Below are 26693 nucleotides of genomic sequence, written 5' to 3' on the forward strand. Positions count from 1 at the left end.
GCCCCCCCGGTCGCCCCGGGTGCTCGACGGGCGGGGCGAGGGGGCTTAGTGAACGGTGCGCACCGCGCAGGGGGCAGGCGATGCGCACCGTCGGGAATGAACTATGGCCCTCGATGGTGCAGCGGTCAACAACCTGGCGTCCCCCGGGGTGAACGCTCACACAGCCTGGTCACAGACGAAGAGCATCGCCGCAGGTCGGCTCTTGCGCTCGTGACCGAGATCACGATCCGGCGCGGGCCCGACGACGAGGGCCCCGGTGCCCGACGGGGGGCGGTGCCGGACACCGGAGACCTCGACGTCGCAGGGCCTGTCAGCCGCTGCAGGCCCTGCGACGTCCTCTATTCAAGGCGCCCGCGGCACCCCACCAGCGGGCTGTGAGTGCCCACGACGGGTTCGTTGAGTGGCAGGAGGCCGCGCACTGAGGGGTGCGGCCCGGCGGGTGAGCGCCAGGGAGCCCGGGGACTAGGTGGCCGTCCGCGCCGCGACGCCCGGCGATACGCTGCCGGCGACCCGCCCACCGAGGGGAGGACCGCCGGTGCCCGAGGACTTCGCGGTCACGGTCGGCGCCGGGACGCTGGCGCCCGCGGACGGCGACGGGGTCGCGCTGCCCCACCGCTGGACCCCGGGCGGGGTCCGGGCGTCCGTGACGTTCACGGGCGCGCACCTGCTGCACCTCGCGGTGGCGGGCTGCGTGCTCAACGACGTCTACCGCGAGGCGCACGCCCGCGACCTGCCACTCGCCGGCGCGGCGGTGACGGCGCGCGGCGGGTTCGCGCCGGAGACCTGGGCGTCGACCGGCGTCCGCTACGACGTGCGCCTCGACACCACCGCGACCGACGCCGAGGTGGCGCGGCTGCTCGCGGTCGTCGACGAGGTCGCCGAGATCCCGCGCGCCCTGCGTCAGGGCGTGCCGGTCAGCCGGCCCACTCCGTCAGCTCGGACCGGCTGACCAGCCCGAGCTTGCGCAGCGCGCGGCTCATGTGGTTCTCGACGGTCCGCACGCTCAGGTAGAGCTGGTCGGCGATCTGCCGGTTGCTGAGCCCCTCCCGCGCCAGCACCGCCACCTCCTGCTCGCGGGCCGACAGCGCCTCGGACCGGACGCTGCCGAGGCGGGTGACCGGCGCCCGCGCGGGCCGCGGGGTGCCCTCCTGGACGCCGAGGAACTGCTCCGCGGCGCGGGCGAGCGCCGGTGCCGTGGCCGCGCTCGTGCGCGCGACGGCCCCGGCGACGACCTGCCGGTCGCCGTCGACGAGGCCGAGCACCACCTGCGCGTAGGGGGCGAGCACCGGGACGTCCGTGCGGGCGACCAGGTCGCGGACGGCGCGGGCGCGCTCCGCGTCCAGGTCCCCGGTGCCGAGCGTCCAGCACAGCAGCGCGGGCTGCAGCAGCCCCTCCGCGGTGTACGCGCGGGCCGCCTGGCGCGCGATGCGCTGGCCGACGAGCGGCTCGCCCGACGCCGCCGCGAGGGCCGCGTGCGCCAGCGGGCGGTTGGAGCGGAGCAGCGGGTGGTCGCCTGCGGGCGAGCGGTCCAGCTCGCGCACCAGCACCTGCGCGAGGGTGAGGTTGCCGGCGTGCGCCTGGATCACCGCGCCGACGGTGAGGCCGCGGCGGTAGAAGGTGGTGCCGACCGGCCCCGGGGCGCCGAGGCGCAGCGCCGTGCTGACCGCCCGCCAGGCCGCCGCGGTCTGCGACGAGGCGTACAGCACCTCGGCCAGCATGCTGGCGTGCACGCGGATCGCCAGGGCGTCCACCTCGTCGTAGGCGGCGTCGAGCATCCGGCGCTGCCACTGCTCGGCCTCGTCCAGCCGGTCGGCCTGCAGCAGGGCCTGGCCGCGCAGCGCCGCGAGGTAGTGCCGCGGCTCGGCGCCGGCGCGCGCCATGTCCGCCCGGTCGACGACCTCGAGCGCGGCGGCGGGCCAGCCCGCCTCGAGCAGCGCAGCGGCGCGCAGCACCGACGGCCAGCCCCGGGAGAACGGCACCAGGGCCGAGGGCTCCGGCTCGGTCGCGACCTCCGCGGGGCTCCGGCCCGCCGCGAGCTCGCGCAGCAGGCGCGTCTTCAGCCCGCCGAGGTCGGCCACCGGCGCGAGGTCGGGGTCGGGGGCCGCCTCCTCGGCGGCCCGGGACGGCGGCGGATCCACCCGGTCGGCACCCGCCCGCCCGGCTCTCGCGGCCTCCGGTGCCGCGCCCGCGGGCGCCGCCTCCCCGGGGGGCCCGTCGTCCGCGCCGCCCGCGCCCTCGGCGGCGGCCGCCACCGGCCCCGTGATCCCCGCCCAGGCGGCCCAGCGCGAGCGGTAGAACGCGAAGACGGCGCGCTCGCCGGCGTCGTCGTGCTCGCCCGGGACCACCCGTGCGAACACCTCGTCGAGCTGCTCGGCGGCCGGCCGGCGCATGAGCGCCGCGAGGTAGGCGTTCGCCGTGGCGAGGGTCGGCTGCGCCAGCCACTCCGAGCGCCGGGCGCCCTCCTCCGCGACGGCGCGCTCGTTCACCAGGCCGGCGACCTGCGCGACCCACTCGGGCGCGCCGCCCTCGCCCGACGGGGCGGCGAGCAGCACGGTCGTCAGGTCGTCGACGGGGGTGGCGGACGCGGCGAGCGCGCCGCCCTCCGTCGCCAGGTGCTCCGCGAGCCGGCGACGGCGGTACGGCGACACCCGGTCGCGCAGCGCCCGCGCGAGCAGCGGCGGCGACACGGCGAGCACCTCGCCGGCCCCCGTGAGCTCGTGCCCCACCACCCGGCCGTGGTCGGACAGCGCCGCGAGCGCCGCCGGGTCGACGAGCCGGCCCGCGACGCCGGCGGGCACGGGTCCCGCGCTGGCGAGCGTCTCGAGCGCGCTGACGCAGGCCGGCCCGAGGCCGGACAGGAAGATGTACGCGACCGCGTCCGCGGGCACCTCGCCCAGGGTGCCGTCCTCGACCCACAGCCCGTCGTGCCGGCGCAGGGCGCCGGCCGCGCGCGCGGCGTCCGCGAGCGCCACGACCGCGCGCGGGTTGCCCCCGGTCGAGGCCATGACGGACGAGGTCAGCCCGGCGTCGGCGGGGGCGCCCAGCACCGACTCCAGCAGGGCGGCGACCGCGCGGAAGCCGAACGGCTGCACCCGCACCTCGGCCGGGGCGCGCCCGAGCAGGAGGTCGCGCAGCCCGCCGCCGGGCGCCCGCAGCGGGTCGGCGGTGCACGCGGCGACCAGCAGCGAGCCGGTGCGGCCGAGCACGCGCCGGGCCACGCCGAGGCTGGCGTCGTCCATCCGGTCGGCGTCGTCGACCAGGAGCACGCTGCGCCGGGCCCGGAGCTCGTCGGTCAGCCAGTCGGCCAGCGCGGCCTCGTCCGGCACGCGCACCGAGGCCGACGCGTGGTCCAGCAGGGCGGACAGCGGCCGCGACCCGCCCGCGCGCAGCAGGATGCCCGTCACGCCGCGCCGCGACGCGTCCGCGAGCAGCCCCTCCAGCACCGTGGTCTTGCCCGCGCCGCGGTCGCCGCGCACGAGGACGTCACGACCGAGCGGCAGCCACCGCTGCGCCGCCGCGACCGTCAACCCGAAACCCTCAGCCTCCACCGTCAGCCTCCGTGTGTATCGACCCCCGGACACGCACTGTGTCGACTGCGGCACCACTCAGGGACGTGGTCGGGGGCACCTACGCAAGGGGGCCGGGCTCGGCGCGGCGGGTCGTCCGGGGCGGGTGGACACCCGCCGATCCCCACCTACGCAGCCTCCGCGGTGCGGCACCCGCGCCGCCGCGCACCCCGGGCCGGGCGGTGCGACGCTGGAGCACGCGGGGGTCCGCCGGGCTCCCGTCCCGGACGGGAGGAACGCGATGTCGTACACCATCGGCTACTTCGTCGGCAGCCTGTCGAGCACCTCGATCAACCGCACCCTCGCGGACGCCCTGATCTCCCTGGCGCCCGAGCAGCTCGAGTTCCGCGAGATCCCCATCGGCGGGCTCCCGCTCTACAGCCCGGACCACGACGCCGACTACCCCGCCGAGGCCCGGGCACTCAAAGCCGCGATCGAGGGCTCCGACGGAATCCTGTTCGTGTCCCCGGAGTACAACCGCTCGATCCCCGGGGCCCTCAAGAACGCGATCGACTGGGGCTCGCGGCCGTGGGGCACGAACGCGTTCGCCCGGAAGCCGACCGGCATCGCGGGGGCCTCGATCGGCAAGATCGGCACCGCGGTGATGCAGTCGTCCATGCGCGGCGTGCTCAGCTTCCTGGACGCGCCCCAGCTGAACGCCCCGGAGGTCTACGTCCAGGTCGAGCCGGGCACGTTCGCGGAGGACGGCACGCTGCTGGACGACTCCCTCGCGCAGTTCCTGCGGCACTACATGGCCGAGTACTGCGCGTTCGTCCAGCGGGTGCTCGCGGCGAACGCCCCGGGGCACATCGGCGACCCGGAGGCGATGCCGGTCGCGTGACCGCACCGACCCGGGCGGCCTACGCGCGGGGCCGGAGCCGGAGCTCGGGCATGGGCGGCGCCGGCAGCGGCGCGTGCGGGTGCCCCTGCACGCGCCCGAACCCCGGCGCGGGCGCCTCCGGGTCCGCGATCTCGGCCTGCCACCGGGCCCGCGCCGCGACGACCTCGTCGTGGTCCCGCCCGATGAAGTTCCACCACATGACGATCTGCTCGCCGAGCGGCAGCCCGCCGATCAGCAGCACCCGCGCCTCACCGGCACCGGTCGCGGTGAGGGTGAGCGCCGTCGCGCCGGGCTCCCGGTAGAGCAGGTGCGCCGGCGGGGCGTCCACCCCGTCGACCGTGAGCGACCCGGAGTCGACGAGCACCGCGTGCTCGAAGGCCGGGTCGACCTGGAACGTGTGCGCGGCCCCGGGCCGCAGCCGCACCTCCGCGCCGACGAGCGGGCTGAACGTGCGCACCGGCGACGTGGACCCGGCGAGCGTGCCCAGGAACACCCGCGCCTCGCCGCCGTCGAGCGGGACGACCGGCGGCACGTGGTGCTCGAACGCGGGCGGCGCGCCGCGGTCGGCCTCGGGCAGCACGGTCCACAGCTGGACGCCGTGCAGCACCCTCGTGGCGTCGGTGGAGTCCTCGGAGTGGCTGATGCCGCGGCCGGCGGTCATGAGGTTCATCTCGCCGGGGCGGACGAGGCAGTGGGTGCCCAGGCTGTCGCGGTGCTCGATCTCGCCCGAGAACAGCCAGGACACCGTCTGCAGCCCGGTGTGCGGGTGCGGCGGGACGCGCATGCCGCCGGTCGCCGCGACGTCGTCCGGGCCGTAGTGGTCGAGGAAGCACCAGGCGCCCACGAACGACCGGGCGCGCTGCGGCAGGGTGCGGCGCACCGACATCGCCCGGATGCCGCCGAGCGGGACGTCGCGCGGCTCGAGCAGCTCGAACCCGGCGGGCAACCCGGCGGCGCCCCCGGCCGCGCCGCCCGGGCTGCACACGCGCTCGGCGGCGACGGCCTCCAGATTCGTCATGCCGCGAGCGTAATCTCCCGGCGCGGCGAGGGGTCAGCTGCTCTTCGTCAGCCGGCGGAGCACCGCGACCGCCGCGAGGCCGCCGGCGATCCACGGGCCCGCGACGATCAGCGGGTCCAGCACCTGGTGCCGGACGTCGACCCGGCCCTTCCGCGAGGCGATCGGGTGCCGCCGCGGCTCGGACAGGATCCCCGTCTCGGTGATCGGGTTGTCCGGCCGGGTGCTCGCGAACGACTTCAGGTGCTCGGTCGTCGACTCCACCCGGTCCGCGGCGATCAGCAGCAGCCAGTGGGCCGCGCGGCCCTCGCTGAACCGGTCGTACGCGTACCGCCGGATCGCCCCGGCGGGGCCGTGCAGCGGCTGCGCGGTGCCGAACACCGGCGGCAGCTGCGTGTGCTCGACGGACCGCTCGCGCGGGTACGGCTCCGGCTGGCGCTCCGGGAAGTCCCAGTGCGCGCCGGTGGTCAGGTCGGACCGCTCGCGCGGGTACGACGGGCGGTCGGCGGGGTCGAGGTCGGCACCCCAGCCGGGGATGCGGGCGCGGAGCTGCTCCGGGGTCTCGGGCAGCGGCGGCTTCTCGGCGCGGTACGGCATGGTCGTGGCTCCCCTCAGCCCTCGTCCGGGATGATGACCGGCTTGATCATGCCGTCGAGCTTCGACGACATCAGGTGGTACCCCTCGGCGATGTGCTCGAGCGGGATGCGGTGCGTGATGATGTCCGACGGCTTGAGGTAGCCGTTCCGGATGTGCTCGAGCAGCCGCGGCCACTGCCGTGCCACCGGCGCCTGGTTCATCCGCAGCGTCAGGCCCTTGTTCATCGCGTCGCCGAACTTCACGGCGGAGAAGATCGGGCCGTAGGCGCCCATCACGGACACGGTGCCGCCCTTGCGGACGCCGTCGATCGCCCAGTTCAGCGCGACCGGGGACCCGCCCTGCAGCTTGAGCTTGGCCGCGGTGACGTGCTGGATCAGGTTGCCGTCCGCCTCCGCGCCGACCGCCTCGATCACCCGGTCGAAGCCGAGGCCGTCGGTGGCCTTCTTCATCTCGACGACGATGTCCTGGTACTCGGTGTAGTTCCGGGTCTCGGCGTAGGCGAACTCCTCCGCCTTCTCGAGCCGGTAGTCGAGCTGGTCGATCACGACGACCCGGCCCGCGCCCATCAGCCAGGCCGACCGGGCCGCGAACAGGCCGACCGGGCCCGCGCCGAGCACGGCGACCGTGTCACCCTCGCGGATGTCCGCGAGCTGCGCCCCGAAGTAGCCGGTGGACAGCGCATCCGTCATCAGCAGCGCGTCCTCGTCCTCCAGCCAGTCCGGGATCTTCTGCGGGCCGACGTCCGCGAACGGCACGCGCACGTACTGCGCCTGGCCGCCGTCGTAGCCGCCGGTCGTGTGGGAGTACCCGTAGATGCCGCCGACCGCGGTCGCGTTCGGGTTCACGTTGTGGCAGTTCGAGTACAGGCCCCGCGAGCAGAAGAAGCACGTCCCGCAGTAGATGTTGAACGGCACCATCACCCGGTCGCCGACCTGCAGGTGCTGCACCGACGAGCCGACCTGCTCGACCACCCCGATGAACTCGTGGCCGAACGTGTGCCCGATCCGGGTGTCCGGCATCATCCCGTGGTACAGGTGCAGGTCGGACCCGCAGATCGCCGCCCGCACGACCTTCACGATCGCGTCGTTGGGATGCTCGATCCTCGGGACGTCCTTCTCCTCCACGCGGACCTTGTACGGCCCGCGGTACACCATGGCGCGCATCGATGTCCCCCTCCTCCGGCTCGGACACCTCAGCCTGCGCACCCCGCGCCGCGACCGCATCCCGAACGGGCGGCGGATGCGACGATCGGTCCGTGCCCGTTCCTCGCCGCCGCCCCGCTGCCGCCCTGCTCGGCGCGCCCCTGCTCGCCGCCGCGGCGGCGCTGACCGCCGGCTGCGGCCCGGCAGGCTCCCCGGCGGCCCCCGCGCCGTCCGCGTCCGAGCACCTCGGCGGGCAGCCGACGCCGGACGTCACCGGGGAGGTCGCCGGCGGGACGCTCGTCCGGGCGTCGGAGCCCTCCTACGAGGGGATGCCGCTCGCCGGGCGCAGCGGGCAGCCGTCCGTGCTCGGGGCCGACGGTTCCCAGGCGACGGTCGACGACCTCCGCGACGGCGACCGGGTCGAGGTGTGGCTGGTGCCGGGCGGGGTGTGCGCCGCGTCGTCCCCGGTGCAGTGCGACGTGCTGACCGTGCGGGTGACCGAGGCGGCCGCCGTCCCCACCCCGGCGGCGAGCCCGACGCCCGCGCCGACGCACCACGGGCGATGAGCACCGCGCCCCTCGCCGAGCCCGCCCCGGTCGAGCCCGGCGCCGCCGCGCGGGATCTGCTGGCCCGGCACGGCGCCCTGGCCGACAGCGCCCGCGCGGTGCTCGACCACGTCGACGGCGCGACCGTGCGCGTGGCCGCGCTCGTCGAGGCCGACCGCGAGCAGCGGGTCCGCGCCGAGCTGGGCGTCGTCCCCGTCGAGCAGCTCGGCGCGATGACCGACCGGAACCTGCGGCTGCGGGCCCTGACGGACGCCGGGTACGCCACGGCCGCCGACCTGCTCGGGGTCCCCGCTGCCGCGCTGGACGAGGTCCCGGGCGTCGGGACGCAGACCGCGCGCAGCGTGGTGGCCGCGGTGCAGCAGCTCGCCGAGGCGGTGCGGGCCGGGGTGCCGGTGCGCCTGGAGGTGGACCGGTCCGGCCGCCCCGACACCGCGACCACGGCCGAGGTGCTGCGGCTGCTGGACCGGCTGCTCCGGCTGCGCCCGCTCATCGAGCCGCACCGCGAGGCGCTCACCGCCTACGCGTCGGCGGTGCCGGTGCACGCCGCGTCCGCCGCACCCGCCGCGGGCCGGCTGCGGTTCGCGCTGTCCCGGCGGGCGACGAAGGATCGCGCGCGCCGGGCGCTGGCGGCCCTGGCGGGCTGGGACGTCACGCTGGACGCGGGCGGCCTGGCCGCGACGATCGACCGGCTCGCCGCCGCCTGCGCCGCGCCCGACACCGACGGGCCCGCGCTGTGGGAGGTCTTCGAGCGCCGCGCGGCCGAGCTGTACGGCGTGCTCGGCACGATCGTGCCGCTCGCGCAGGACGTGCTCGCCGCCCGCGGCCTGCTCACCGCCGAGCTCGCCGAACGCGTCGCCGCGCACCCGCTCGACCTGGCGGCCGTGCGGGTCCCGCTGCGCGGCTACCAGGAGTTCGGCGCGCGGTTCGCGCTGAACCAGGGCCGGGCGCTGCTCGGCGACGAGATGGGCCTCGGCAAGACCGTCCAGGCGCTCGCCGCGATCGCGCACCTGGCGGCCGGCGGCGAGCGACGGTTCCTCGTCGTCTGCCCCGCCGGGGTGCTGGTGAACTGGCTGCGCGAGATCGACGCGAAGACCACCCTGAGCGGGCACCGCCTGCACGGGCCGGACCGCGCGGCCGCGGTCGCGCGCTGGCACGCCGAGGGCGGCATCGGCGTGACGACGTTCGAGGGCCTGCCGCACGTGCCGCTCGACGGCGCCGACGGGGTGGCGATGCTGGTCGTCGACGAGGCGCACTACGTGAAGAACCCCGAGGCCCAGCGGTCCCGGGCGGTGGCGGCGTGGGCGTCGGCGGTGTGGCGGGTGCTGCTGCTGACCGGCACGCCGATGGACAACCGCATCGACGACTTCGTGGCCCTCGTGCGGCTCCTCGACCCGGACCTCGCGGGGTCGCTCCCCCGGCACCTGGGCCTCGTCGGCGCCGACACCTTCCGCCGGGACGTCGCGCCGGTCTACCTGCGCCGGAACCAGGCCGACGTGCTGGTGGAGCTGCCGGACCTGGTCCTGGTCGACGAGTGGGAGGACCTGTCCCCCGCCGGCGAGGAGGTGTACCGCGCCGCGGTGGCGAGCGGGAACTTCATGGCGATGCGCCGCGCGGCCTGGCTCACGGCCGACCCGGGCGAGTCGACCAAGCTCGGCCGGCTGCGCGAGGTCGTCGCCGAGGCCGGGGTGAACGGGCAGCGCACGGTCGTGTTCTCGTACTTCCGGGACGTGCTGGACGTCGTCGCCGGGGCGCTGGGGGCCGGGCCGGGCGCCCCCCGGGTGTTCGGGCCGCTGACCGGGGACGTGCCGGCCGACGAGCGCCAGGCCGTCATCGACGCGTTCTCCGCCGGGCCGCGCGACGGCGTGCTGGTCGCGCAGATCACCGTCGGCGGCGTCGGGCTGAACCTCCAGGCCGCGTCCGTGGCGGTGCTCTGCGAGCCGCAGCTCACCCCGTCCGCGGAGTCGCAGGCCGTCGCCCGGCTGCACCGGATGGGCCAGGTGCGGGCCGTCGTCGCGCACCGGCTGCTCGCCGAGGACGGCGTGGACGAGCGGATCGTCGAGCTGCTGGCGGGCAAGCGGCGGGTGTTCGACGCCTACGTCCGGGAGTCCTCGGTCGCGGCGGCGGCCGTCGCGGCGGTCGACGTGACCGAGGCGGGGCTGGCGCGGGAGGTCGTCGCGATGGAGCAGGCGCGCCTCGGCTACGGGCCCGTGTGGGACGAGCTGGCGGCCGCCCCGGAGTAGGGGGCTACTGCTGCGCGACCCGGTCGGGCCAGGCGCCCTGCTCGCCGCGGTGCCGGACCGCGCGCCCGACCACGAGGCCGGCGAGCGCGCTGGACGCGTTCCTGCCCTCGACGTGCCAGGTGTTCCGGTCGCCCGAGGTCTCGATCACCAGGACGCCGTCGACCTGGCCGTCCGGCTGGTCGCGGCGGACCTCGTAGCGGACCTCCGCCGCGTTCTCGTCGATCTTGTCGGCGTAGACCAGGACCCCGCTCATAGGCACTGTGTACACGGTGACGCCCGGCGGACGCGAACCGGCGTCCGGGCGTGCGTCCCGGTGGGCGCACGCCGGCGCCGTCGGGCGACCGCGCGGCGGGCGGAGCCGCCACGTCTGGCGCGCCATCGTCCACCCGCCTGTGCTCAGCGCGACGCCGCGGGGCCGCTCTGCGCCGGGAGCGGCTGCGTCGGCCAGGGCCCGACGTACTTGCCCGGCACGGCGACGGGCACCGCGTCCGTGGCCAGCCCCTGCTGGACCAGGCGCACGACCCGGGTCGCGAGCTCGTCCAGGGTGTCGCCCCACTCGGTCGGGGCAGGCGTCGTCCCCGAGGGGTCGAGCTCTTCCAGCACCAGCACGGGGACCTCGGTGCCGGTGACGGTGACCTCGATCAGCGCGCGCCAGACCGTGCCGGGACGGACGACGACCTCGCCCTCCCCGGGGTGCTCCGAGAACTCGGCGATGCTGCGCCCCGTCCGGTTCAGCAGGACGAGCAGCCGGGCCGCGGAGAAGTTCTCCGTCGCGACCCGCGCGCTGCGCGACGACGAGACGACGCCCGCGAGGACGCCGACGGCGTGGGGCAGCGGCTCGCCGGCCGCCAGCCCGCGGAAGGTGATGCCGTTGAACTCGGGGAGCTTGGCGAGGGCGTCGAGGAAGCTGCTCAGCGGGCTGCTCATCGGCGGCGGTCCTGCTCCGCGCGTGCGGCGCGCTCCTCGGGCGTCGACACCAACTCGGTGACCGTGGGGAGAGCGCCCTTGCGGTCGCTGATGTCCCCCGCCCGCAGCTCTCCGACACGCTCCGAGCTCTCCTCGAGCGCGCGTCGCAGCATCGCCTCGACCTGTCGCCTGCGCTCGTCGGGCGAGAGCCCGTCGAGGTCGTCGGAGCTCCAGGTGCGCGGATCCGGCCGGGGGTCCTGCGTCGCGTCGTCCATCCGGCTCATCGTGCCACCTCACGTCCGACGAACGACCAGAAGCTGGAGGCGCCCTCGCCGATCAGCTGGGCGTCACGCACCTCGAACACCGTGCCCGGTGGCATCAGGATCTCTGCCTCTCTCCCGAAGTGCGAGAGCGGCTGGACGTCCACCCCGCTCCGTCCCTCGACGGTGATGAACGCGTTGCCGCCGTTTCGCCGCCGGAATTCCTCGGCGATACGCGCCTCGGTGGACGTGCTCCAGAACGCCGGGTCGCTGACGTGGTTGCCGGACGCGATCTTCTGCCACTCCGACCTGATCGACGACATCGAGGAGGGCCGGTACTCGCGCCCCACGCTGTCGACGGTCTCGCTGGACACGCCGCTCATCGCCCGCGAGGCGGTGGCGCGCATCGCCGCCCGGATCACGGACCCGGACACCCCCGCGGTGGAGGTCACGGCCCCGCACACCGTGCACCCCCGCGAGAGCACGCGCGCCTGACTCCCGCCGAGATGGCAACTCTCGGCTGTGCGCGGGCGCCCGCACACAGCCGAGAGTTGCCATCTCGGCGATCGGAGGCCCGTGCTGCGAGGGGCGCTGCCACGATGACCGGCATGGAGACCCGCCGCAGGCCGCGCACCCGGATCGCCCTCGCCGTCGGGGTCGCCGCCGCGACCGTGCTGCTGCTCGCCGCCTGCGCCGCGGGCGTGAACCCCGACGTCGGTCAGGCGCCGCCAGGGGCCGAGGAGCCCGCGGGGTTCTGGCTCGGGCTCTGGCACGGGATCATCCTGCCGGTCACGTGGATCGTGTCGCTGTTCACCCGGACCGTCTCCCCGTACGAGGTGTTCAACTCGGGGAACTGGTACGACTTCGGGTTCGTCCTGGGGATCACGATCGTGTTCGGGGGCCCGTTCGGGGCGGGGCGGGCTGCGCGGCGGCGTTGACGGGCGCGGGCGCGGGTGCCGCCGCCCGCGCGGCCCGCGCCTCGACCGCCAGCACCACGGCCACCCCGGCCGCGCACAGCTCGAACCCCACGACCGTCACCGCGGTCAGCGACTCCCCCAGCCCGACGGCGCCCGCCGCCGCGGTGGCCGGCGCGACCAGGAACAGCAGCGCGTTGAGCGCCGTCACCCCGATCCGGCGCAGCAGCCACCAGTACAGCCCGTAGGCGACGAGCGTCGGGAACACCGCGGCCAGCGCCGTGGCCACCCAGAACGCGCCGTCCGCCGGCGGCGCGAGCTCCCCGGCGACCGCCGCCGCGACCAGCAGCGCCGCCGCCGTCACCACCACCTGCACCGTGAGCACGACGAGCACCGGCGGCCGCGCGGGCGACCGGCGCTCGAGGAACGTCGCGGCGACGAGGCACGCCATCGCCGCGAGCGGCAGCAGGTACGCCGCCGCGGGTGCCTGCGACCCGCCGAGCTGCGACCGCACCACGAGCAGCACCCCGACCGCGCCGACCGCCAGGCCGGCCCACTGCGCCCCCCGCACCCGCAGGCCGAGCAGCGGCCCGACGAGCGTCGCCACCACCAGCGGCTGCACCGCGTCGATGAGCGCGGTGGTCCCCGTCGCCACGCCCGCGGCGATCGCCGCGTACACGAGCACCACGTAGCCGAGCTGCGCGAACAGCCCGATCACCGCCTGCCGGCGCAGGTCGGCGTGCGGCACCGCGCGGGCCGCACCGGTCGCCAGCGTCACGACCAGCAGCCCGACCGCGACCGGGACGAACCGCCAGACCAGCAGGGTCAGCGGCGCGACGTCGACCGTCGCCACCTTCGCGATGACGAACCCCGAGCTCCAGCTCCCGACGAACGCCGCGGCCGCCAGCGCGGTCGCGACCTGCCCGAGTACACCGACCTGTCTACCCATCGACGCGACTATACCGATCGGTTTACCGGACCGCCCGGTGGACGCCCTCGCGCTCCCTCGCCGGCGTCGGCCGGTCGACGCACGACCGCGCCGGACCGGCCCCGCGGGCCGGCCCGGCGCAGTGCGGCACGGGAGATCAGTCCTGCCCGTGCGGCCCCGGCGCCGCGGACCCGGTGTACTCCCCGAGGCCCGAGACGAGCTCGGTGAGGGTGGCGTCGGCGTCGTACCGGCGCTGGTGCAGCGCGGCGATCTTCGCGCCCATGTCGGGGTCCTCGTCGTCCGTGATGTCGAACGACGCGAACCGGTCGACCAGGGGCAGGCCCACGCGGTCGGTGTTCCGGTGCGCCGGGTGGATCAGGTACTCCCAGTAGCCGTCGAGGTCCTCGATGACGAAGGTCGCGCCCCACTCGTACTCGCCGCCGAAGTCCCGGCCGACGACGAACGAACGCACGGACGGGATGACCCGGCCCTGCTGGCGCAGGCTCTCGAGCGCCTCCTCCAGCTGCTCGGGGGTGACGCCGGGCTTGATGGTGAAGCGGTTGCCGTGGACGATCATGGTCGTTTCCTCTCGGTGGTGGTGCGGGTCAGCGGCCGCGGCGCGGCCGGAGCAGGACCGGTGCCGCGACGAGCGCACCGGCGGTGGTGGCGAGCCCGGCGGCGACGAACGTGCCGCCCGGCCCGAGGAGCGCCACGAGCGGCCCCGCCGCCAGCGGCGACAGGAACTGCCCGAGGAAGATGCCGGTCACGAGCCCCGCCAGGACCCGGCCGCGGCGTCCGTCCGCGGCGAGGTCGCCGAGGCGGAGGTTGAGGTTCGGCACCGTGAGGCCGACGCCGAGCCCGCCGACCAGCAGCCCGGCGACGACCGGCGCGATCCCCGTCGCCCGGCCGACCACGAGCCACCCGACCCCCAGCAGGAGCAGCGCGGTGATCGTGATCGCGGTCGGCGTCAGGCGCCGCCGCACGGCCGGGAAGGCGAGCGAGCCGATCAGGCTCGACAGCGTCGACCCGGCGATCGCGACGCCCACGACGCCGGGTCCCGCACCGAGGTCGCCCAGCAGGAACGGCAGCTGGGTGGGCGCCAGGTAGAACACCGCCGTCGCCGCCAGCGCGAGCAGGTAGAGGCCCAGGACCCGACCGGCGGTGCGCGGGCGCGGCCCGCCGGACGGCCGGCCCCCGTCGCCCGGGACCGGGCGGGCGGGGGCGGATCCGGTCCGCGGGACGGCCACCAGCACCAGGGCCGCGACCGGAGCCGCAAGGGCGTGGAGCCAGAACGGCGCGCGCCAGCCCGTGCCGGCCAGGAGGCCCGCCAGCGGCAGGAGCAGCACCCCGCCGAGGCTCGCGGCGGCCTGCTGGTAGCCCAGGTAGGCGGCGCGTCGCGGACCGCGGAACCAGTCGGTCAGCAGGGCGCCGACCGCCGTGGTGACCGCACCGACGCCGAGGCCGAGGACGGCGCGCGTCGAGAGCAGCGCACCGAGGTCGCCCACCAGGAGCCCGGCCGTTCCGGTGCCCGCGGTGACGCCGAGCCCGCCGACCAGGACGGGGCGGCGCCCGAACCGGTCGGCGAGCACGCCGGCGAGCGGCGCGCCGGCCGCGATGGCCAGCGAGGTGACGGTCAACGCGAGCCGGACCAGGGTGTCGTCCCCGAAGTGGTCGGCCATCGCCGGCAGGCTCGGGGCTATCAGGGCCGGGGCCATGATCGTCAGCGCCGCCGCGGCGAGCACCGCTGCACGTGCCGGTCGACCGGGCGCGACGCCGGCCCGTGCCGAGGTGCGACGGGGGTCGCGTTGCGTGGGGGCGGTCACGGCGTCAGTCCCACAGGCTCAGCGCGACGACGAACAGGACGACCGGCACGAGCAGCCAGGGCTCGGCCAGGACGAACAGACCGGTCAGCCCGAGCGACGCCCAGGCCAGGGCCTTCGCCCACCGCCGGCGGCGCGCCCTGCGCGCCCGCCGGGCCACCTTGACCTCGGCCTCGGCCCGCAGCCGCTCGAGCCACGCACCGAGCGACGCGTCGAGCGCCGCGCGCAGGTTCGCCGCGTCCTGCCGGACCGGGTCGCCCTCCCAGGACTCGGCGGTCCGCACCACCGTCCCGTCGCCGTCGGCCGTGAAGGTCCACTCGTGGATGCCGTCGATCCCCTGGGCGGGGCCGCCCCACAGGATGCGGTGCGGGGCGTCGAGCGCGTAGACGGTCGAGGTGACGTCCAGCCCGTGGGTCCGCCACCGGAAGGACGACCCCGGCGCGAGCGGGCCGTCGACCTGCGCGGACTCCACGTCGGTCTGCCAGGCGGGCCACCGGGCCACGTCGGTGTGCAGGCGCCAGACCAGGTCGACCGGGGCGGCGACCCGGATCTCGCGGCGCACCACCACCGTCGCGGACTCGTCGATCGTGGTGGGGATGGTGTCGTGGGTGGTCATGAGACGTTCTCCTGATGTGAGGTGGAAGAGAGAGTGAACAGCCACTCACTGGGCCGCCGCGAAGAGCGGCGGCTCAGCAGCATGGGCCGGGCGAGCGGGGGTCAGCCGGGGTGCCGGATGCCCTCGACGAGGAGGCGGGCCCAGGCCTCGGGGACCTGGTCCACCTGCGCGGTGACGATCAGGTGGCACAGCTGGCCGTACGCGATGAAGCGCTGCACGGCTTCGCCGGAGCCGCGCGACCGGTCCTTGGCGAAGTCGACGACCTCGCGCAGGCCCGCGCGGAGCGCCTCTCCGATCTCGGGGAGGTCGGCCACGGACTGCGCGTGCACCTGGAGCATCAGCAGGGTGCGGTCGGCGATGAGGTGGGCGTAGGCCTCCCCCATCGCGGACAGGATGCCGTCCGGGGACGTGTCCTCGGCGCGGTCGGCGCCGGCGGCGATCGCCTCGACGACCCGGTCGAAGCAGGCCTCGAGGGCGGTGACGAACAGGCGCTCCTTGGTCGGGAACAGCTTCACCACGTAGGCCGGGGAGATCGCGGCGGCGCGGGCCACGTCGGCGATGGTCGTGCCGTGGTAACCGCCGCGGGCGAACTCCTGGACGGCCGCCGCGGCGACGACCGGCCGGCGGAGGTCCGCGGTGGAGAGCGTCGTTCGTGTCATGTGAGTGACTGTACATTCACTCTCTGCCGATGCGCAACCCCTCCGCCGCTCGCTCGGGCCCACGCGAGGTCGGTAGACCGTTCGGTATACTCCGGCGCATGGTCGCGCACGAGCCCGCCGCCCCGCTGACCCCCGCCGCGCGCCGCGTCCTCGACGCCGCGTCCGAGCTGTTCTACGAGCGCGGCATCCACGCCGTCGGCGTCGACGGCATCGCCGAGGCCGCGGGTGTCACCAAGAAGACCCTCTACGACCGGTTCGGGTCGAAGGAGGCCCTGGTCGTCGCCTACCTGCGGGAGCGCGACGCGCGGTGGCGCGCGCACCTGCTCGCCGTGCTGGACCGCGTGCCGGCCCCGGGACCGGACCGGATGCTGGCGGTGTTCGACGCCGCGGAGTCCTGGTCGGCGGCGAACAGCCCCCGGGGCTGCAGCGCGATCAACGCCCGGGCCGAGTCGTCCGCCGGCGACGGGGACGCCGTGCTCGCGGAGGTCGCCGCGGAGAAGGCGTGGCAGGTCGGGCTGCTCGTCGACCTGTGCCGGGAGGCCGGCGTGCGGGACCCGGAGGACACCGCGCGGGCGCTGATGCTGGTCTACGAGGGCGCGATCGTCACCGTGGGGATGGGGACGTTCGACCGGCCGTTCACCCGCGCGCGGGACGTGGCGGCGACACTGCTCGCGGCCCGGTCCTGAGGCGTCCCCTGCCGAGGTCGAGGGGTTCCCGCGCGCAGGGCCGCTGAAGCCCTCGACCTCGGCGCGAACCCTCGACCTCGACGGAAAGGCCGCGACCGCGCCCCGCCCACGGTGCGACGATGCCGCGATGCGCCCGTTCGAGGACCTGGCCGCCGAGGCCGTCGCCGCCGACGTCACCGGCTGGGGCTTCGGCTGGCTCGACGGCCGCGCCACCGAGGAGCGCCCGCCGTGGGGCTACGCGCGCCTGCTCGCCGACCGCCTCGCGCGCGCCGACTCCGCGCTCGACGTCGACACCGGCGGCGGCGAGGTCGTCGCCGAGGCCCCGGTGCTCCCGCCGCGGATGGTCGTCACCGAGGGGTGGCCGCCGAACGCCCGCCGCGCCCGGAGCCTCCTCGCTCCCCGCGGGGTCGAGGTGGTCGAGCCCGGCGACGGGGTGCGGCTGCCCGACGCCTCGTTCGACCTGGTCACCTCCCGGCACCCCGTGCGTCCCGACTGGGCGGAGATCCACCGCGTGCTGCGGCCCGGCGGCACCTACCTCGGGCAGCACGTCGGGCCGCGGTCGGCGTTCGAGCTGATCGAGCGGTTCGTCGGGCCCGTGCCGGGGCCCGTCGCGCGCGACCCCGACGACGAGGCGGCCGACGCCGAGCGCGCCGGGCTGACCGTCGTGGACCTGCGGCGGGCGACCTGCCGGATGGAGTTCGACGACGTCGGCGCGGTCATCTGGGTGCTGCGGAAGTGCGTGTGGTGGGTGCCGGACTTCTCGGTCGACCGCTACGAGGACACGCTGCGGGCGCTCGACGCCGAGATGCGGGCCGGGCGGCCGGTCGTGGCGCACTCGACGCGGCACCTCATCGAGGCGCGCCGGTAGCCAGCCGCCTGATCGGGGTGGTGTCCGTCAGCCCAGGTGGCCGCCGATCGCGCCGGCGCCACCGGCCTTCGCGGCGGTGAGCGCGCCGGTCGTGATCAGCCCGGCGAGCGGCGAGCTCGCGACGGTCCCGCCCGCCTCCAGGTGGGCCGCCTGCTTGCGCAGCGCCTCGGCGACCGGGCGCGCGCCGCCGGCGCGGTGCTGCTCGACGGCATCGGCGATCTGCCGCAGCAGGGCGGGCGGCTGGGACTGGTCGAGGTAGTCGGTCCGCGCCACGAGCGACACGAAGAGCGCCCGACCCCGCGCCGCCTTCGCCCTGAGCAGGAGCGCGCCACCACCGTTCGGCACCAGCGACACCGCCGTGCCCGGCTCGAGCCGCACCTCGCGGCGCCACACCCGGCACCGGACCCGCACCAGCGAGCCGGCGACGGGGTCGAGCCACGTCGACTGCCACACCAGCGCCGCGAAGTACAGCGCCAGCGGGATCATCAGCAGCAGGAAGACCCGGTTCTCGGGCTGCGCGACCCAGAGGTAGCCCAGCACGGCGACCACCCCGACGGCCGTCGCGACGATCCACCGCCGCGACGACCGCGACGAGAAGGCCGGGATCCGGACCAGGCTCTCGGTCATCGCGTCCCGGCCGCCGCCGACGCCACCGCTGCCGCGGTCGACACGGCCCGCTCCGCGAGCTCCCGCACCTGCGCCTCCAGCGCCGCCCGGGTCAGCGGCCGCGCGACCACGGGCCCCCCGGACGCCTCCCGCGCGGACAGCACCCACGCCCCGCCCGGCCCGGTGAACAGCCCGAGCAGCTCCGGCTCCCGGTCGTCCGGCACCCGCACGACGACGTCGGCGCGCACCAGCGCAGACCCGAGGTGCTCGACGACCTCGGTCGGCGGCTCGTCGGGGTCGGCGACCTCGATCTCCGGCCCGGTGCCGTCGGCCGTCTCCGGGTGCGCGGCCGCGTCGAGCAGCAGGTCGCCGAGGGTGCCGGCGGCGGCGAGCGCGAACCGGTGCTGCCCGTCGGTCGTCACCTGCTCGACCAGCACGACGTCGCGGACGACGTGGGCGTACCAGTAGTCCTGGCCGAGGACGGTCGACCGGGCGACGCACACCGTCGCCGAGGCGCCGCGCCGCAGGGCGACGAGCGACAGCACGTCCTGGCGGACCTGGAGCTCGACGGTCGGCTCGCCGACGGCGGCCGCGAGCGCCGCAGGGGTCGGCGGGTCGACGATGCCGCGCGCGAGCAGCCCGCGGTAGGCGGTGCGCAGGGCGACCTCGCGGTCGGCGTCGGGCAGCGTGGCCAGGTAGGGCGCGACGACGAGGCCGCCGGGGCCGGCCAGGATCGCCAGCTCCTCGTCGGTCAGCACCTCGACCGGCACCGGGGCGCCGGGGGTCTCCGGCGCGGCCGCCGCCTCGGGCGCGGCGCTCACAGCAGCCCGCCCGAGAGCACGCTCAGCGCGCCCTTGCCGAAGTCGGACACCGCGTCCTTGGCCTTGTCCACCTGGTCCCCCGCCCAGTCGGCGGCGTCCGACACCGCGTCCGTCGTCGCGTTCCACGCGGTCGTCGCGCCGTCCCAGACGGCCTTGCCCGCCGTCGACACGAAGTCGCCGATCGCCTCGCGGTTGTCCCAGATCAGGTCGCCGACGCTCCAGGCGCCGTAGGCCAGCACCGCACCGCCGGCGACGGCCAGGCCGACCGGGCCGAGGGCGAGCGCGCCCGTGCCGACGGCGATGAGCGTGCCGGCGCCGGCAGCGCCCGCGAGGCCGAAGCCCCGGGTCGCCCAACCGCGGGCGCCGTCGTAGCCGCCACCGGTCACCGTGTCGGCGAGGCCGGTCAGCACGGTCAGCGGGAGGAACGCCTTGCCGGCCACCCGCATCGCGGACGTCGCCTGGGGACCGAGCAGGCGCGCCAGCGTCGGGTTGAGCGCCTTGCCGTTCTTGAACACGTCCATCGCGGCGTCGGCCTTGGCGAAGTTGTCGAGCATCGCCTGGTAGTGCGTGATCGGTGCGCCGGACGCCCGGAGGAAGTCCAGGAACGCCTTGCCCTTGGTCGCCGACTTCATGACGCCCTTGATCACCTGCGCCAGGGCGACGCCGCCGGCCCCGACCGAGCCGAGCGCGCCGATGACGTCGCCGCTCGCGAACGCGCGCTGCAGGTAGGCGTCGACCGCCGACTGCAACGTCTGGGGCACCTCGACGGCGGACAGCTTGTCCGCGACCTGCTGGTCCGTCGTCGCCACGTCCTGCAGCGCGGTGGCGATCGCGTCGGCGTGCTCCTGCGCCTCCGCGTTGAGCGCGCGCTGCTCGGCGTCCCGCTGTGCGCCCGCGCCGTCGGGGTCACCCGCGGCGGTCATCACCGGCGGCAGCGTCGGCGCGGTGACCCGTCCGTCGCCCGCGACGGTGAACCCGGCAGCGGTCGCCGCGTCGACCGTCGACAGCACCGCCGACTTCGCGCGGCCGAGGTCCGTGGAGCCGGACGCGAGCGCGGAGCGCGCCGACTCCAGCGCGTCCGCCAGCGCGAACCCTGTGGTCGCCTCGCTCGCCATCCGCTGCGCCGCGGCCTGGGCGGCGTCCCCCTGCCAGTGGTCGCTCAACCGGGTCATCGCGGACTTCGCCGCCTGGACCTGCGCGTCGACGGCCTGCTGCGCGGTGCCCACGCCGGTCGCGGCCTCCGCGAGCGCCTCGGGCCGCCAGCTCCGCACCACCTCCAGGGTGAGCGCGGCCATCAGAACGTCCCCATCGCGCCGAACCGGCTCTGCACGGAGCCGTCCGCCTGGCGGTAGCCGTCGGCGGACCCGGAGGCGCTGGCCGACATCGCCCGGATGTTGTCGCCGAGCACCTGCACCGCGGCGGCGACGCGCGTCGACACCCACACGGCGGCGTCCGGGACCGCCGAGCCGGGCAGCGCCGCCTCGATCCCCACGAACGCGCCGGCGACGTCCAGCGCCTGCAGCTCCTCCGCCACCGTCTCCAGCTCGGACGCGGCGGTGTCCAGCGCCGCGATCGAGACGTCCACACTCATGCGTTCCGTACCCCCGGGTGTTGCGGTCGTGCGCGTGTCAGAAGGTCGTCGGCCGACTCAGAAGTCGCCCAGCGAAGTGAGGGCTCCCCCACCACCCAGTCCCATGTACCGCCCCAGCGGCGACGACGCCACCGGACCGCCCGCGTCGAGGTGGTCGGCGTGCGCCCGCAGCGGTGCGAGGACCGCCGTGGTCTCCTTCACCCCGCGCGAGGCCAGCTCGTCCGCGAGCGCCCGCGCCACCTCCGCCGGGACGCCGACGGCCTGACCGCCGTGCACCTCGATCAGCGGCACGACGGCGTACTTCCAGCCGATCCCGCGCGAGACCATCAGCTCGGTCCGCCGCTTGTCGGACGTCAGCACGGCCACCGTCTTCCGGTCGAGCCGGACGGGACCGTTGCGGAGCGAGTGACGCTCCGGGTCGAGGACGCCGGTGCCGCGATCGAGGCGGGCGACGACCGTGCCGCCGGCGGCCGGGTCGAGCGCGCGGACGGCGAGGACGCCGCCGGATGCTGCTGTGCTGCTCACGTTCGGAACTCCCCGTCGGCCTGCTGCTGCGTGCGCGCCGTCACGCTATCAAGCGGCGCCCGCGCGCCGACGGAAGCCGCGGCCTACGCCTTCCGGTCCCGCCACCGCCGGAAGGCGTGGGCGGGACCGGGAACCGTAGGCCGGGCGGACGAAGCGCGCGCTCAGCGCCCGAGGCTCCCCCCGTTCGTCCGGATCACCTCCGCGTACCAGTCGAACGACTTCTTCCGGTACCGCTCCAGCGTCCCCGACCCGTCGTCGTCCCGGTCGACGTAGACGAACCCGTACCGCTTGCTCATCTGCGCCGTGCTGGCGGACACCAGGTCGATGCAGCCCCACGTCGTGTACCCGAGCACCTCCACCCCGTCGCGCAGCGCCTCCCCCACCTGCACGAGGTGGTCGTCGAGGTAGGCGATCCGGTAGTCGTCGACCACCGTGCGCCGGCCGTCGACCTCGACCAGCTCGTCCTTCGCGCCGAGGCCGTTCTCGACGATGAACAGCGGCTTGCGCCACCGGTCCCAGAACTGGTTCATCACGATCCGGAGCCCGACGGGGTCGATCTGCCAGCCCCACTCGCTCGCCTCGAGCGTCGGGTTCGGGACGCCGCCCATGAGGTTGCCCTCGCCGGCCTTCGCGTCCGGGTCGGCCGACTCGCAGAGCGACATGTAGTAGGAGAACGACACGAAGTCGACGGTGTGCCGCAGGGTCGCGCGGTCCTCCTCGGTGACCTCCAGCTCGACGCCCTGCTCGCGCAGGTGCCGCAGGAGGTAGCCGGGGTACTCGCCGCGGCAGTGCACGTCGCCGAACGCGAGGTTGAGGTGGTCGGCGTGCATGACGGCCAGCGCGTCCGCGGGGTCGGGGGTCAGCGGGTAGGTCGGCATCGCGATGAGCATGCAGCCGATCTGCGCGTCCGGGGCGACCTCGCGGGCGATCTTCGTGGCCAGGGCGCTCGCCACGAGCTCGTGGTGCACGGCCTGGTAGAGGTCGGTCGGCGAGAGCTGGTCCTTGGGCGTGACGATGCCCCCGGACAGGAACGGCGCGTGCAGGACCGAGTTGATCTCGTTGAACGTGAGCCAGTAGCGCACGCGCGAGCCGTAGCGCTCGAACAGGGTGCGCGCGTACCTCGCGTAGTGGTCGATCATCGCCCGGGACACCCAGCCGTCGTGCTTGCGGGCGAGCGCCAGCGGGGTCTCGTAGTGGCTGATCGTGACGAGCGGCTCGATGCCGTGCTTCTCGAGCTCGTCGAGCACCCGGTCGTAGAACGCCAGGCCCTCCTCGTTCGGCTCGGCCTCGTCGCCCTGCGGGAAGATCCGGCTCCACGCGATCGAGAACCGGAAGGTCGTGAAGCCCATCTCCGCGAACAGCGCGATGTCCTCGGCGTACCGGTGGTAGAAGTCGATGCCCACCAGCTTGAGGTTGTCCGGGGTCGGCTCCTCGGTGGGCGGGCCGGCGATGCCGCGGGGCATGACGTCCTGGATGGACAGGCCCTTGCCGCCCTCGGCGTAGGCGCCCTCGACCTGGTTGGCGGCGGTGGCGCCGCCCCAGAGGAAGCCGGGCGGGAAGGGGGTGTGCGTGCTGGTCACGATGACGCCTCTCTGCGTTGCGGGACGGTGGTGCGGCTGGGGTCTCAGGCGGTGGCGTCCAGGTCGGTCGCCAGCAGGTCGGCCAGGCCGTCGAGCGCGGCGTCGGCGCCGTCGCCCTCCGCGGCGAGCTCGACCGGCTCGCCGTGCTGCAGGGCCAGGCCCATGACGAGCAGCAGGCTCGACGCGTCGACCGGCGCGGTGCCGGGCCGGGCGATCCGGACGGGGACGCCGGTGGCGGCGGCCGCTCGGGCGAAGACGCTGGCGGGGCGGGCGTGCAGGCCCACGGACGAGGCGATGGTGACGGTGCGGTGCGGCACGGCTGGGCTCCCTTGCGGCGGTGCGTGAGTGCAGGTCGCGGCCGATTCCGGGCAACAAAAAAGACCTGCGCGCACCGAACCTTCGCAGGGGCGGTGCACCACAGGTCTTGCCTGATCGAATCAGTCACAATCCTTGGACGACTCCGTCATTCCTACCCGGGTCGCACGGGGCCGTCAAGGCCGGTCGGTGTTCGGGCGCGGCCCCGCGACCAGCCCGTCATCACGCGGGTCTTGACACGCTCGGCCGCGGGGCCCTACCTTCGCCGCACGGTCGCCGCCGCCGGCGACTCGCGCAGGTCCGGGATTGTTACTGGCTTCAGGCAAAACCCGAGCTGTGGTGATGCGGGACGCGTGTCCCGCCTCTGCCACCGGCTCGGGTTTTTTGTTGCCCGAAAACACCGACGACGGCCCGCGCGGACACTGATTCGAGGAGGAATCGTGGCTACCGCGAGCAAGTACCAGACGATCGCCGACGACGTCCTGCGCGGCGTCGGCGGCGCCGAGAACGTCGCCTCGGTGACGCACTGCGCCACCCGGCTCCGCTTCCGGCTGCACGACCGGGACCGGGCCGACAAGGCCGCGGTCGAGGCCACGCCGGGCGTCATCACCGTCGTCGAGGCCGGCGGGCAGTTCCAGGTCGTCATCGGCAACACGGTCAACAACGTCTTCGAGGCGATCAGCACCCGGGGCGTGACCACCGAGGCGGCCGCGTCCGGCGGGTTCCTCGCCCGGGCGATCGACCTCATCACGAGCATCTTCACGCCGTTCCTCTGGGTGCTCGCCGGCACCGGCCTGCTCAAGGCGCTGCTCGCGGTCGTGGTCAAGGTGTCGCCGGACTGGGCCGCCTCCGGCGCGTACGCGATCCTGTTCTCCGCCGCCGACGCGATCTTCCAGTTCCTGCCGATCCTGCTGGCGATCACCGCCGCCAAGCGGTTCAAGGCGAACCTCTACGTGTCGGTCGCGATCGCGTGCGCCCTGCTGTACTCCGCGACGATCGCGGTCATCCCCGGGCCGGACGGCGCCACGCTCACGCTCGACGGGTTCGCGTCCGGCGGCGGCGAGCTGACGTTCTTCGGCATCCCGGTCGTGATGATCAGCTACCTGTCCGCGGTCATCCCGACGATCCTCGCGGTCTACGCGCAGTCCCACCTGGAGCGGCTGCTCAACCGGTTCTTCCCGGAGGCGCTGCGCAACTTCCTCACCCCGATGGTCACCGTCGCCGTCATCGTGCCGCTGACGTTCCTGGCCATCGGCCCGGTGTCCGACCTGGTCGGCCGCGGGCTGTCGAGCGGCATCAACTGGCTGTGGGAGCTGAGCCCGCTGGTCGGCGGGCTGCTCATGGGCGCGCTGTGGCAGGTGTTCGTGATCTTCGGCGTCCACTGGGGCTTCGTGCCGGTCATGCTGCAGGACGTCGTCACCAACGGGTACTCGCTGCTCACCGGCCCGCTGTTCGCCGCCGTGCTCGCGCAGTCCGGCGCCACCGCGGCCGTCTTCCTCAAGACGCGCAACCGCGACCTCAAGGGCGTCGCCGGTCCCGCGACCATCTCCGCGTTCCTCGCCGGCATCACCGAGCCCGCGATCTACGGCGTCACGCTGCGGCTGAAGAAGCCGTTCATCTACGCCTGCATCGGCGGCGCGGTGGGCGGCGCGATCGCCGCGGCAGGCGGGTCGGCCGCCGAGGGCTTCGTCCTGCCGGGCGCGATCACGCTGACCTCGGCGCTGAACGTCGGGAACTTCACGCTGCAGCTCGTCGGGTCCGCGCTGGCGATCGGCATCGCGTTCGCGCTGACGATGACGCTCGGGTTCACCGACATCCCGAACCCGCCCGCGACGGACGAGACGCCGGCGGGGGCCGGCACCGGGGCCGGTGCGACGGGCGCGGCCGCGGCTCCGACGGCGGGCGCCGCGCTCGGGTCGGCGTCGGGCGGCACGGCGACCGCCACCCTCACCGGGACGCGGGTGCTGGAGGTGCTCGCCCCGGTGGCTGGCGCCGCGGTCCCGCTCACGGCGGTGCCGGACGCGGTGTTCTCCTCGGGCGCGCTCGGCGCCGGGGCGGCGGTCGTGCCGTCGGACGGCCGGGTCGTCGCGCCCGTCGACGCCGAGGTGCTCAGCGTCCTCCCGCACGCCTACGGGCTGCGCACCGCCGAGGGCGTCGAGCTGCTGGTGCACATCGGCATCGACACCGTGCAGATGGCGGGCGCGGGCTTCGCGCCGGCGGTCGCGGCAGGCTCGTCGGTCCGGGCGGGCGACCTGCTGGCCGAGGTCGACCTGGCGGCCGTGCGCGCCGCGGGGCACGACACCAGCACCGTGGTCGTCGTGACCGGCGGGGTCGAGGCCGACGCCGTGCGGCCGGCCGCCGAGGGCCGGGTGTCGACGGGCGACGCGCTGCTGCGCGTCTCCGTCTGAGCACGCGCCGGCTGTCGGCGCACAGGCCGGTTTGGTAGGAATCGAGTCGTCGGGCGCGCGACGCCCGGACCTGAACGAGGAGCACGCGTGCGGGTGACGAAGGTGTTCAACAACAACGTCCTCCTGGCGGCCGACGACGCCGGCACGGAGGTCGTCCTCATGGGCAAGGGCCTGGGGTTCCAGGTGCACGCCGGGGACGCCGTGCGCACCGCCGACGTCGAGCGCACGTTCGTCGCGGGCGGCGGCACCACCCCCGAGCGGATCGTCGCGCTGCTCGACGAGATCCCCGCCGAGGACATCGACCTCACCCAGCGGATCGTCGCCGAGGCCCGCGAGCAGCTGGGGACGCACATCACCGGGCACGTCGTCGTACCGCTCGCCGACCACATCTCGTTCGCGCTGCGGCGGGCCCGCCAGGACGTGCAGATCGCGTACCCGCTGCAGTGGGAGGTGCTGCACCTCTACCCGAAGGAGGTGGCGTTCGCGCGGCGCGCGCTGGAGATGGTGCGCTCGTCGACCGGGGTGGAGCTGCCGGCGCTGGAGGCGGTGCCGCTGGCGCTGCACTTCGTCAACGCGCAGTTCGGCGCCGGCGAGCTGTCCCGCACGGTCGAGATGACCGAGGTGTTCGGCGCCGTGCTCGGCATCGTGCGCACGCGGCTCGGCATGGAGCTGGACGAGGAGTCTATCGACGTCGCCCGGTTCATCACGCACCTGCGGTACCTGTTCGTGCGGCAGCAGCAGGGCGCACCCCCTCCGGACGTGCAGGGCGTGCTGCTGGAGGCGGTGCGGTCCCAGCACCCCGACGCCGTCGAGGCGGCGGTGGCGATCCAGGAGCTGCTCCGGGAGCGGTACGACTGGACCGTGACCGGGGACGAGGTGCTGTACCTGGCGCTGCACGTGGCGCGGCTGACGGGGGCGGTGGCATGACCGACGCGAGGGCGGCCGGCGGGCTGTCGGACGACGAGCTGGCCGCGGCGCTGCTGCCGCTGGTCGGCGGGGCCGGGAACGTGTCGGCGGTGACGGCGTGCGCGTCGCGGCTGCGGTTCGTGCTGCGCGACGCGGCGGTCGTCGACGAGCCGGCCGTCCGGTCGGTGCCCGGGGTGGCGATGGTGGTGACCCAGGGCGGGCAGTTCCAGGTGGTGCTCGGGGGGCGCGCCATCCCGGTGAGCACGGTCGTGCGGAGGCTGGTCGGGGGGTAGCCGGGTGCCCCGGCTCGGTGCCAC

31 protein-coding genes are annotated in these 26693 nt (G+C 75.4%); 11 read left to right on the forward strand and 20 right to left on the reverse strand.

The genetic code is table 11. The annotated features are described in order from the left end of the window. The first annotated feature begins 535 nt into the window (after nt 1-535). Nucleotides 536-949 carry an OsmC family protein gene (locus MHY85_RS07590; protein WP_239195081.1) on the forward strand — a complete coding sequence of 138 codons (414 nt, stop codon included), beginning with the start codon at nt 536-538 and terminating at the stop codon, nt 947-949. On the opposite strand, the gene MHY85_RS21785 is transcribed toward MHY85_RS07590, so the two are convergent. Then, a complete protein-coding gene (locus MHY85_RS21785) occupies nt 915-3548 on the reverse strand; it encodes a LuxR C-terminal-related transcriptional regulator (RefSeq protein ID WP_239195083.1) in 2634 nt (877 codons plus the stop codon). The two genes, MHY85_RS07590 and MHY85_RS21785, sit on opposite strands and share 35 nt — an antisense overlap. A gap of 259 nt (nt 3549-3807) precedes the next feature. On the opposite strand from MHY85_RS21785, the gene MHY85_RS07600 reads away from it, so the two are divergent. Further along, entirely contained in the window at nt 3808-4407 is a 600-nt protein-coding gene (locus MHY85_RS07600; protein ID WP_239195085.1) for an NADPH-dependent FMN reductase, read from the forward strand. A 19-nt stretch (nt 4408-4426) separates the two neighbouring features. Here MHY85_RS07600 and MHY85_RS07605 read toward each other — a convergent pair whose 3' ends face one another. Genes MHY85_RS07605 through MHY85_RS07615 form a run of 3 tightly spaced genes read right to left on the reverse strand, consistent with a single transcriptional unit; the run spans nt 4427 to nt 7182 of the window. Further along, complete coding sequence (locus tag MHY85_RS07605) at nt 4427-5425, reverse strand: pirin family protein (protein WP_239195087.1); 999 nt, start codon at nt 5423-5425, stop codon at nt 4427-4429. A gap of 33 nt (nt 5426-5458) precedes the next feature. Then, entirely contained in the window at nt 5459-6019 is a 561-nt protein-coding gene (locus MHY85_RS07610) for a hypothetical protein (protein WP_239195089.1), read from the reverse strand. A gap of 14 nt (nt 6020-6033) precedes the next feature. Next, nucleotides 6034-7182 (reverse strand): zinc-dependent alcohol dehydrogenase, encoded by a 1149-nt coding sequence (locus tag MHY85_RS07615; RefSeq protein ID WP_239195091.1) that lies wholly within the window; start codon nt 7180-7182, stop codon nt 6034-6036. Between the two features lie 92 nt (nt 7183-7274). On the opposite strand from MHY85_RS07615, the gene MHY85_RS07620 reads away from it, so the two are divergent. Next, on the forward strand, nt 7275-7727 hold the full coding sequence (locus MHY85_RS07620; RefSeq protein ID WP_239195102.1) for a hypothetical protein: 453 nt from the start codon (nt 7275-7277) through the stop codon (nt 7725-7727). Next, nucleotides 7724-9967, forward strand: a complete 2244-nt coding sequence (locus MHY85_RS07625) for a DEAD/DEAH box helicase (RefSeq protein ID WP_239195104.1) — start codon at nt 7724-7726, stop codon at nt 9965-9967. Before MHY85_RS07620 ends, MHY85_RS07625 begins: the two co-directional genes overlap by 4 nt. A gap of 4 nt (nt 9968-9971) precedes the next feature. Here MHY85_RS07625 and MHY85_RS07630 read toward each other — a convergent pair whose 3' ends face one another. The 4 genes from MHY85_RS07630 to MHY85_RS07645 form a co-directional block, all read right to left on the reverse strand. Continuing rightward, nucleotides 9972-10220, reverse strand: coding sequence for a hypothetical protein (locus MHY85_RS07630; RefSeq protein WP_147795687.1), 249 nt, complete (start codon nt 10218-10220; stop codon nt 9972-9974). Nucleotides 10221-10363: 143 nt separating this feature from the next. After that, on the reverse strand, nt 10364-10894 hold the full coding sequence (locus MHY85_RS07635) for a hypothetical protein (protein WP_239195106.1): 531 nt from the start codon (nt 10892-10894) through the stop codon (nt 10364-10366). Further along, nucleotides 10891-11148 (reverse strand): hypothetical protein, encoded by a 258-nt coding sequence (locus tag MHY85_RS07640; RefSeq protein WP_239195108.1) that lies wholly within the window; start codon nt 11146-11148, stop codon nt 10891-10893. The genes MHY85_RS07635 and MHY85_RS07640 overlap by 4 nt, the downstream gene beginning before the upstream one ends. Nucleotides 11149-11153: 5 nt before the next feature. Continuing rightward, the gene (locus tag MHY85_RS07645; RefSeq protein ID WP_239195110.1) at nt 11154-11456 is read right to left on the reverse strand and encodes an ADP-ribosyltransferase; all 303 of its coding nucleotides are present in this window, start codon (nt 11454-11456) and stop codon (nt 11154-11156) included. Between MHY85_RS07645 and MHY85_RS07650 the strand changes: the two genes are divergently transcribed. Together MHY85_RS07650 and MHY85_RS07655 are read left to right on the forward strand one after the other, a co-directional pair. Further along, a complete protein-coding gene (locus tag MHY85_RS07650; protein ID WP_239195112.1) occupies nt 11383-11628 on the forward strand; it encodes a substrate-binding domain-containing protein in 246 nt (81 codons plus the stop codon). The two genes, MHY85_RS07645 and MHY85_RS07650, sit on opposite strands and share 74 nt — an antisense overlap. A 113-nt stretch (nt 11629-11741) precedes the next feature. Then, nucleotides 11742-12071: a hypothetical protein gene (locus tag MHY85_RS07655; protein ID WP_239195114.1), complete on the forward strand. Its 330-nt coding sequence runs from the start codon at nt 11742-11744 to the stop codon at nt 12069-12071. Here the strand turns inward: MHY85_RS07655 and MHY85_RS07660 are convergent. The 5 genes from MHY85_RS07660 to MHY85_RS07680 all read right to left on the reverse strand — a co-directional run bounded on the left by MHY85_RS07660 (nt 12016) and on the right by MHY85_RS07680 (nt 16070). Then, nucleotides 12016-12996, reverse strand: coding sequence for a DMT family transporter (locus tag MHY85_RS07660; protein WP_239195116.1), 981 nt, complete (start codon nt 12994-12996; stop codon nt 12016-12018). The two genes, MHY85_RS07655 and MHY85_RS07660, sit on opposite strands and share 56 nt — an antisense overlap. A 136-nt stretch (nt 12997-13132) precedes the next feature. Continuing rightward, entirely contained in the window at nt 13133-13552 is a 420-nt protein-coding gene (locus MHY85_RS07665) for a Dabb family protein (protein WP_239195118.1), read from the reverse strand. Nucleotides 13553-13580: 28 nt separating this feature from the next. Next, nucleotides 13581-14798, reverse strand: coding sequence for an MFS transporter (locus tag MHY85_RS21790; protein WP_308191335.1), 1218 nt, complete (start codon nt 14796-14798; stop codon nt 13581-13583). A 4-nt stretch (nt 14799-14802) separates the two neighbouring features. Then, nucleotides 14803-15411, reverse strand: coding sequence for an SRPBCC family protein (locus MHY85_RS07675; RefSeq protein WP_239195121.1), 609 nt, complete (start codon nt 15409-15411; stop codon nt 14803-14805). A gap of 101 nt (nt 15412-15512) precedes the next feature. Continuing rightward, on the reverse strand, nt 15513-16070 hold the full coding sequence (locus MHY85_RS07680) for a TetR/AcrR family transcriptional regulator (RefSeq protein WP_239195123.1): 558 nt from the start codon (nt 16068-16070) through the stop codon (nt 15513-15515). 98 nt (nt 16071-16168) lie between these two features. On the opposite strand from MHY85_RS07680, the gene MHY85_RS07685 reads away from it, so the two are divergent. Both MHY85_RS07685 and MHY85_RS07690 read left to right on the forward strand, forming a co-directional pair. Next, nucleotides 16169-16756 carry a TetR/AcrR family transcriptional regulator gene (locus MHY85_RS07685; protein ID WP_239195125.1) on the forward strand — a complete coding sequence of 196 codons (588 nt, stop codon included), beginning with the start codon at nt 16169-16171 and terminating at the stop codon, nt 16754-16756. A 127-nt stretch (nt 16757-16883) separates the two neighbouring features. After that, nucleotides 16884-17624, forward strand: coding sequence for a class I SAM-dependent methyltransferase (locus tag MHY85_RS07690; RefSeq protein ID WP_239195136.1), 741 nt, complete (start codon nt 16884-16886; stop codon nt 17622-17624). Between the two features lie 27 nt (nt 17625-17651). Here MHY85_RS07690 and MHY85_RS07695 read toward each other — a convergent pair whose 3' ends face one another. From MHY85_RS07695 to MHY85_RS07725, 7 genes are all read right to left on the reverse strand, one after another. Further along, nucleotides 17652-18251: a hypothetical protein gene (locus tag MHY85_RS07695; protein ID WP_239195138.1), complete on the reverse strand. Its 600-nt coding sequence runs from the start codon at nt 18249-18251 to the stop codon at nt 17652-17654. Beyond that, nucleotides 18248-19051 carry a hypothetical protein gene (locus MHY85_RS07700; protein ID WP_239195140.1) on the reverse strand — a complete coding sequence of 268 codons (804 nt, stop codon included), beginning with the start codon at nt 19049-19051 and terminating at the stop codon, nt 18248-18250. The genes MHY85_RS07695 and MHY85_RS07700 overlap by 4 nt, the downstream gene beginning before the upstream one ends. Further along, entirely contained in the window at nt 19048-20346 is a 1299-nt protein-coding gene (locus tag MHY85_RS07705; protein ID WP_239195141.1) for a hypothetical protein, read from the reverse strand. The genes MHY85_RS07700 and MHY85_RS07705 overlap by 4 nt, the downstream gene beginning before the upstream one ends. Next, complete coding sequence (locus MHY85_RS07710; RefSeq protein WP_239195143.1) at nt 20346-20642, reverse strand: hypothetical protein; 297 nt, start codon at nt 20640-20642, stop codon at nt 20346-20348. Before MHY85_RS07710 ends, MHY85_RS07705 begins: the two co-directional genes overlap by 1 nt. Nucleotides 20643-20699: 57 nt before the next feature. Next, nucleotides 20700-21167, reverse strand: a complete 468-nt coding sequence (locus MHY85_RS07715; protein WP_239195145.1) for a hypothetical protein — start codon at nt 21165-21167, stop codon at nt 20700-20702. Nucleotides 21168-21328: 161 nt separating this feature from the next. Further along, nucleotides 21329-22747 carry a glycoside hydrolase family 1 protein gene (locus MHY85_RS07720; protein ID WP_239195155.1) on the reverse strand — a complete coding sequence of 473 codons (1419 nt, stop codon included), beginning with the start codon at nt 22745-22747 and terminating at the stop codon, nt 21329-21331. A gap of 44 nt (nt 22748-22791) precedes the next feature. Further along, nucleotides 22792-23064 carry an HPr family phosphocarrier protein gene (locus tag MHY85_RS07725; protein ID WP_239195157.1) on the reverse strand — a complete coding sequence of 91 codons (273 nt, stop codon included), beginning with the start codon at nt 23062-23064 and terminating at the stop codon, nt 22792-22794. Between the two features lie 438 nt (nt 23065-23502). Between MHY85_RS07725 and MHY85_RS07730 the strand changes: the two genes are divergently transcribed. The 3 genes from MHY85_RS07730 to MHY85_RS07740 all read left to right on the forward strand — a co-directional run bounded on the left by MHY85_RS07730 (nt 23503) and on the right by MHY85_RS07740 (nt 26669). Next, nucleotides 23503-25470 carry a beta-glucoside-specific PTS transporter subunit IIABC gene (locus MHY85_RS07730; RefSeq protein ID WP_239195159.1) on the forward strand — a complete coding sequence of 656 codons (1968 nt, stop codon included), beginning with the start codon at nt 23503-23505 and terminating at the stop codon, nt 25468-25470. An 87-nt stretch (nt 25471-25557) separates the two neighbouring features. After that, a complete protein-coding gene (locus tag MHY85_RS21795; protein WP_239195161.1) occupies nt 25558-26397 on the forward strand; it encodes a PRD domain-containing protein in 840 nt (279 codons plus the stop codon). After that, nucleotides 26394-26669: a PTS glucose/sucrose transporter subunit IIB gene (locus MHY85_RS07740; protein WP_239195173.1), complete on the forward strand. Its 276-nt coding sequence runs from the start codon at nt 26394-26396 to the stop codon at nt 26667-26669. The genes MHY85_RS21795 and MHY85_RS07740 overlap by 4 nt, the downstream gene beginning before the upstream one ends. Nucleotides 26670-26693: the final 24 nt, after the last annotated feature.

Origin of the sequence: Cellulomonas sp. ACRRI (assembly GCF_022346185.1) — a bacterium.
Taxonomy (GTDB): Bacteria; Actinomycetota; Actinomycetes; order Actinomycetales; family Cellulomonadaceae; genus Cellulomonas.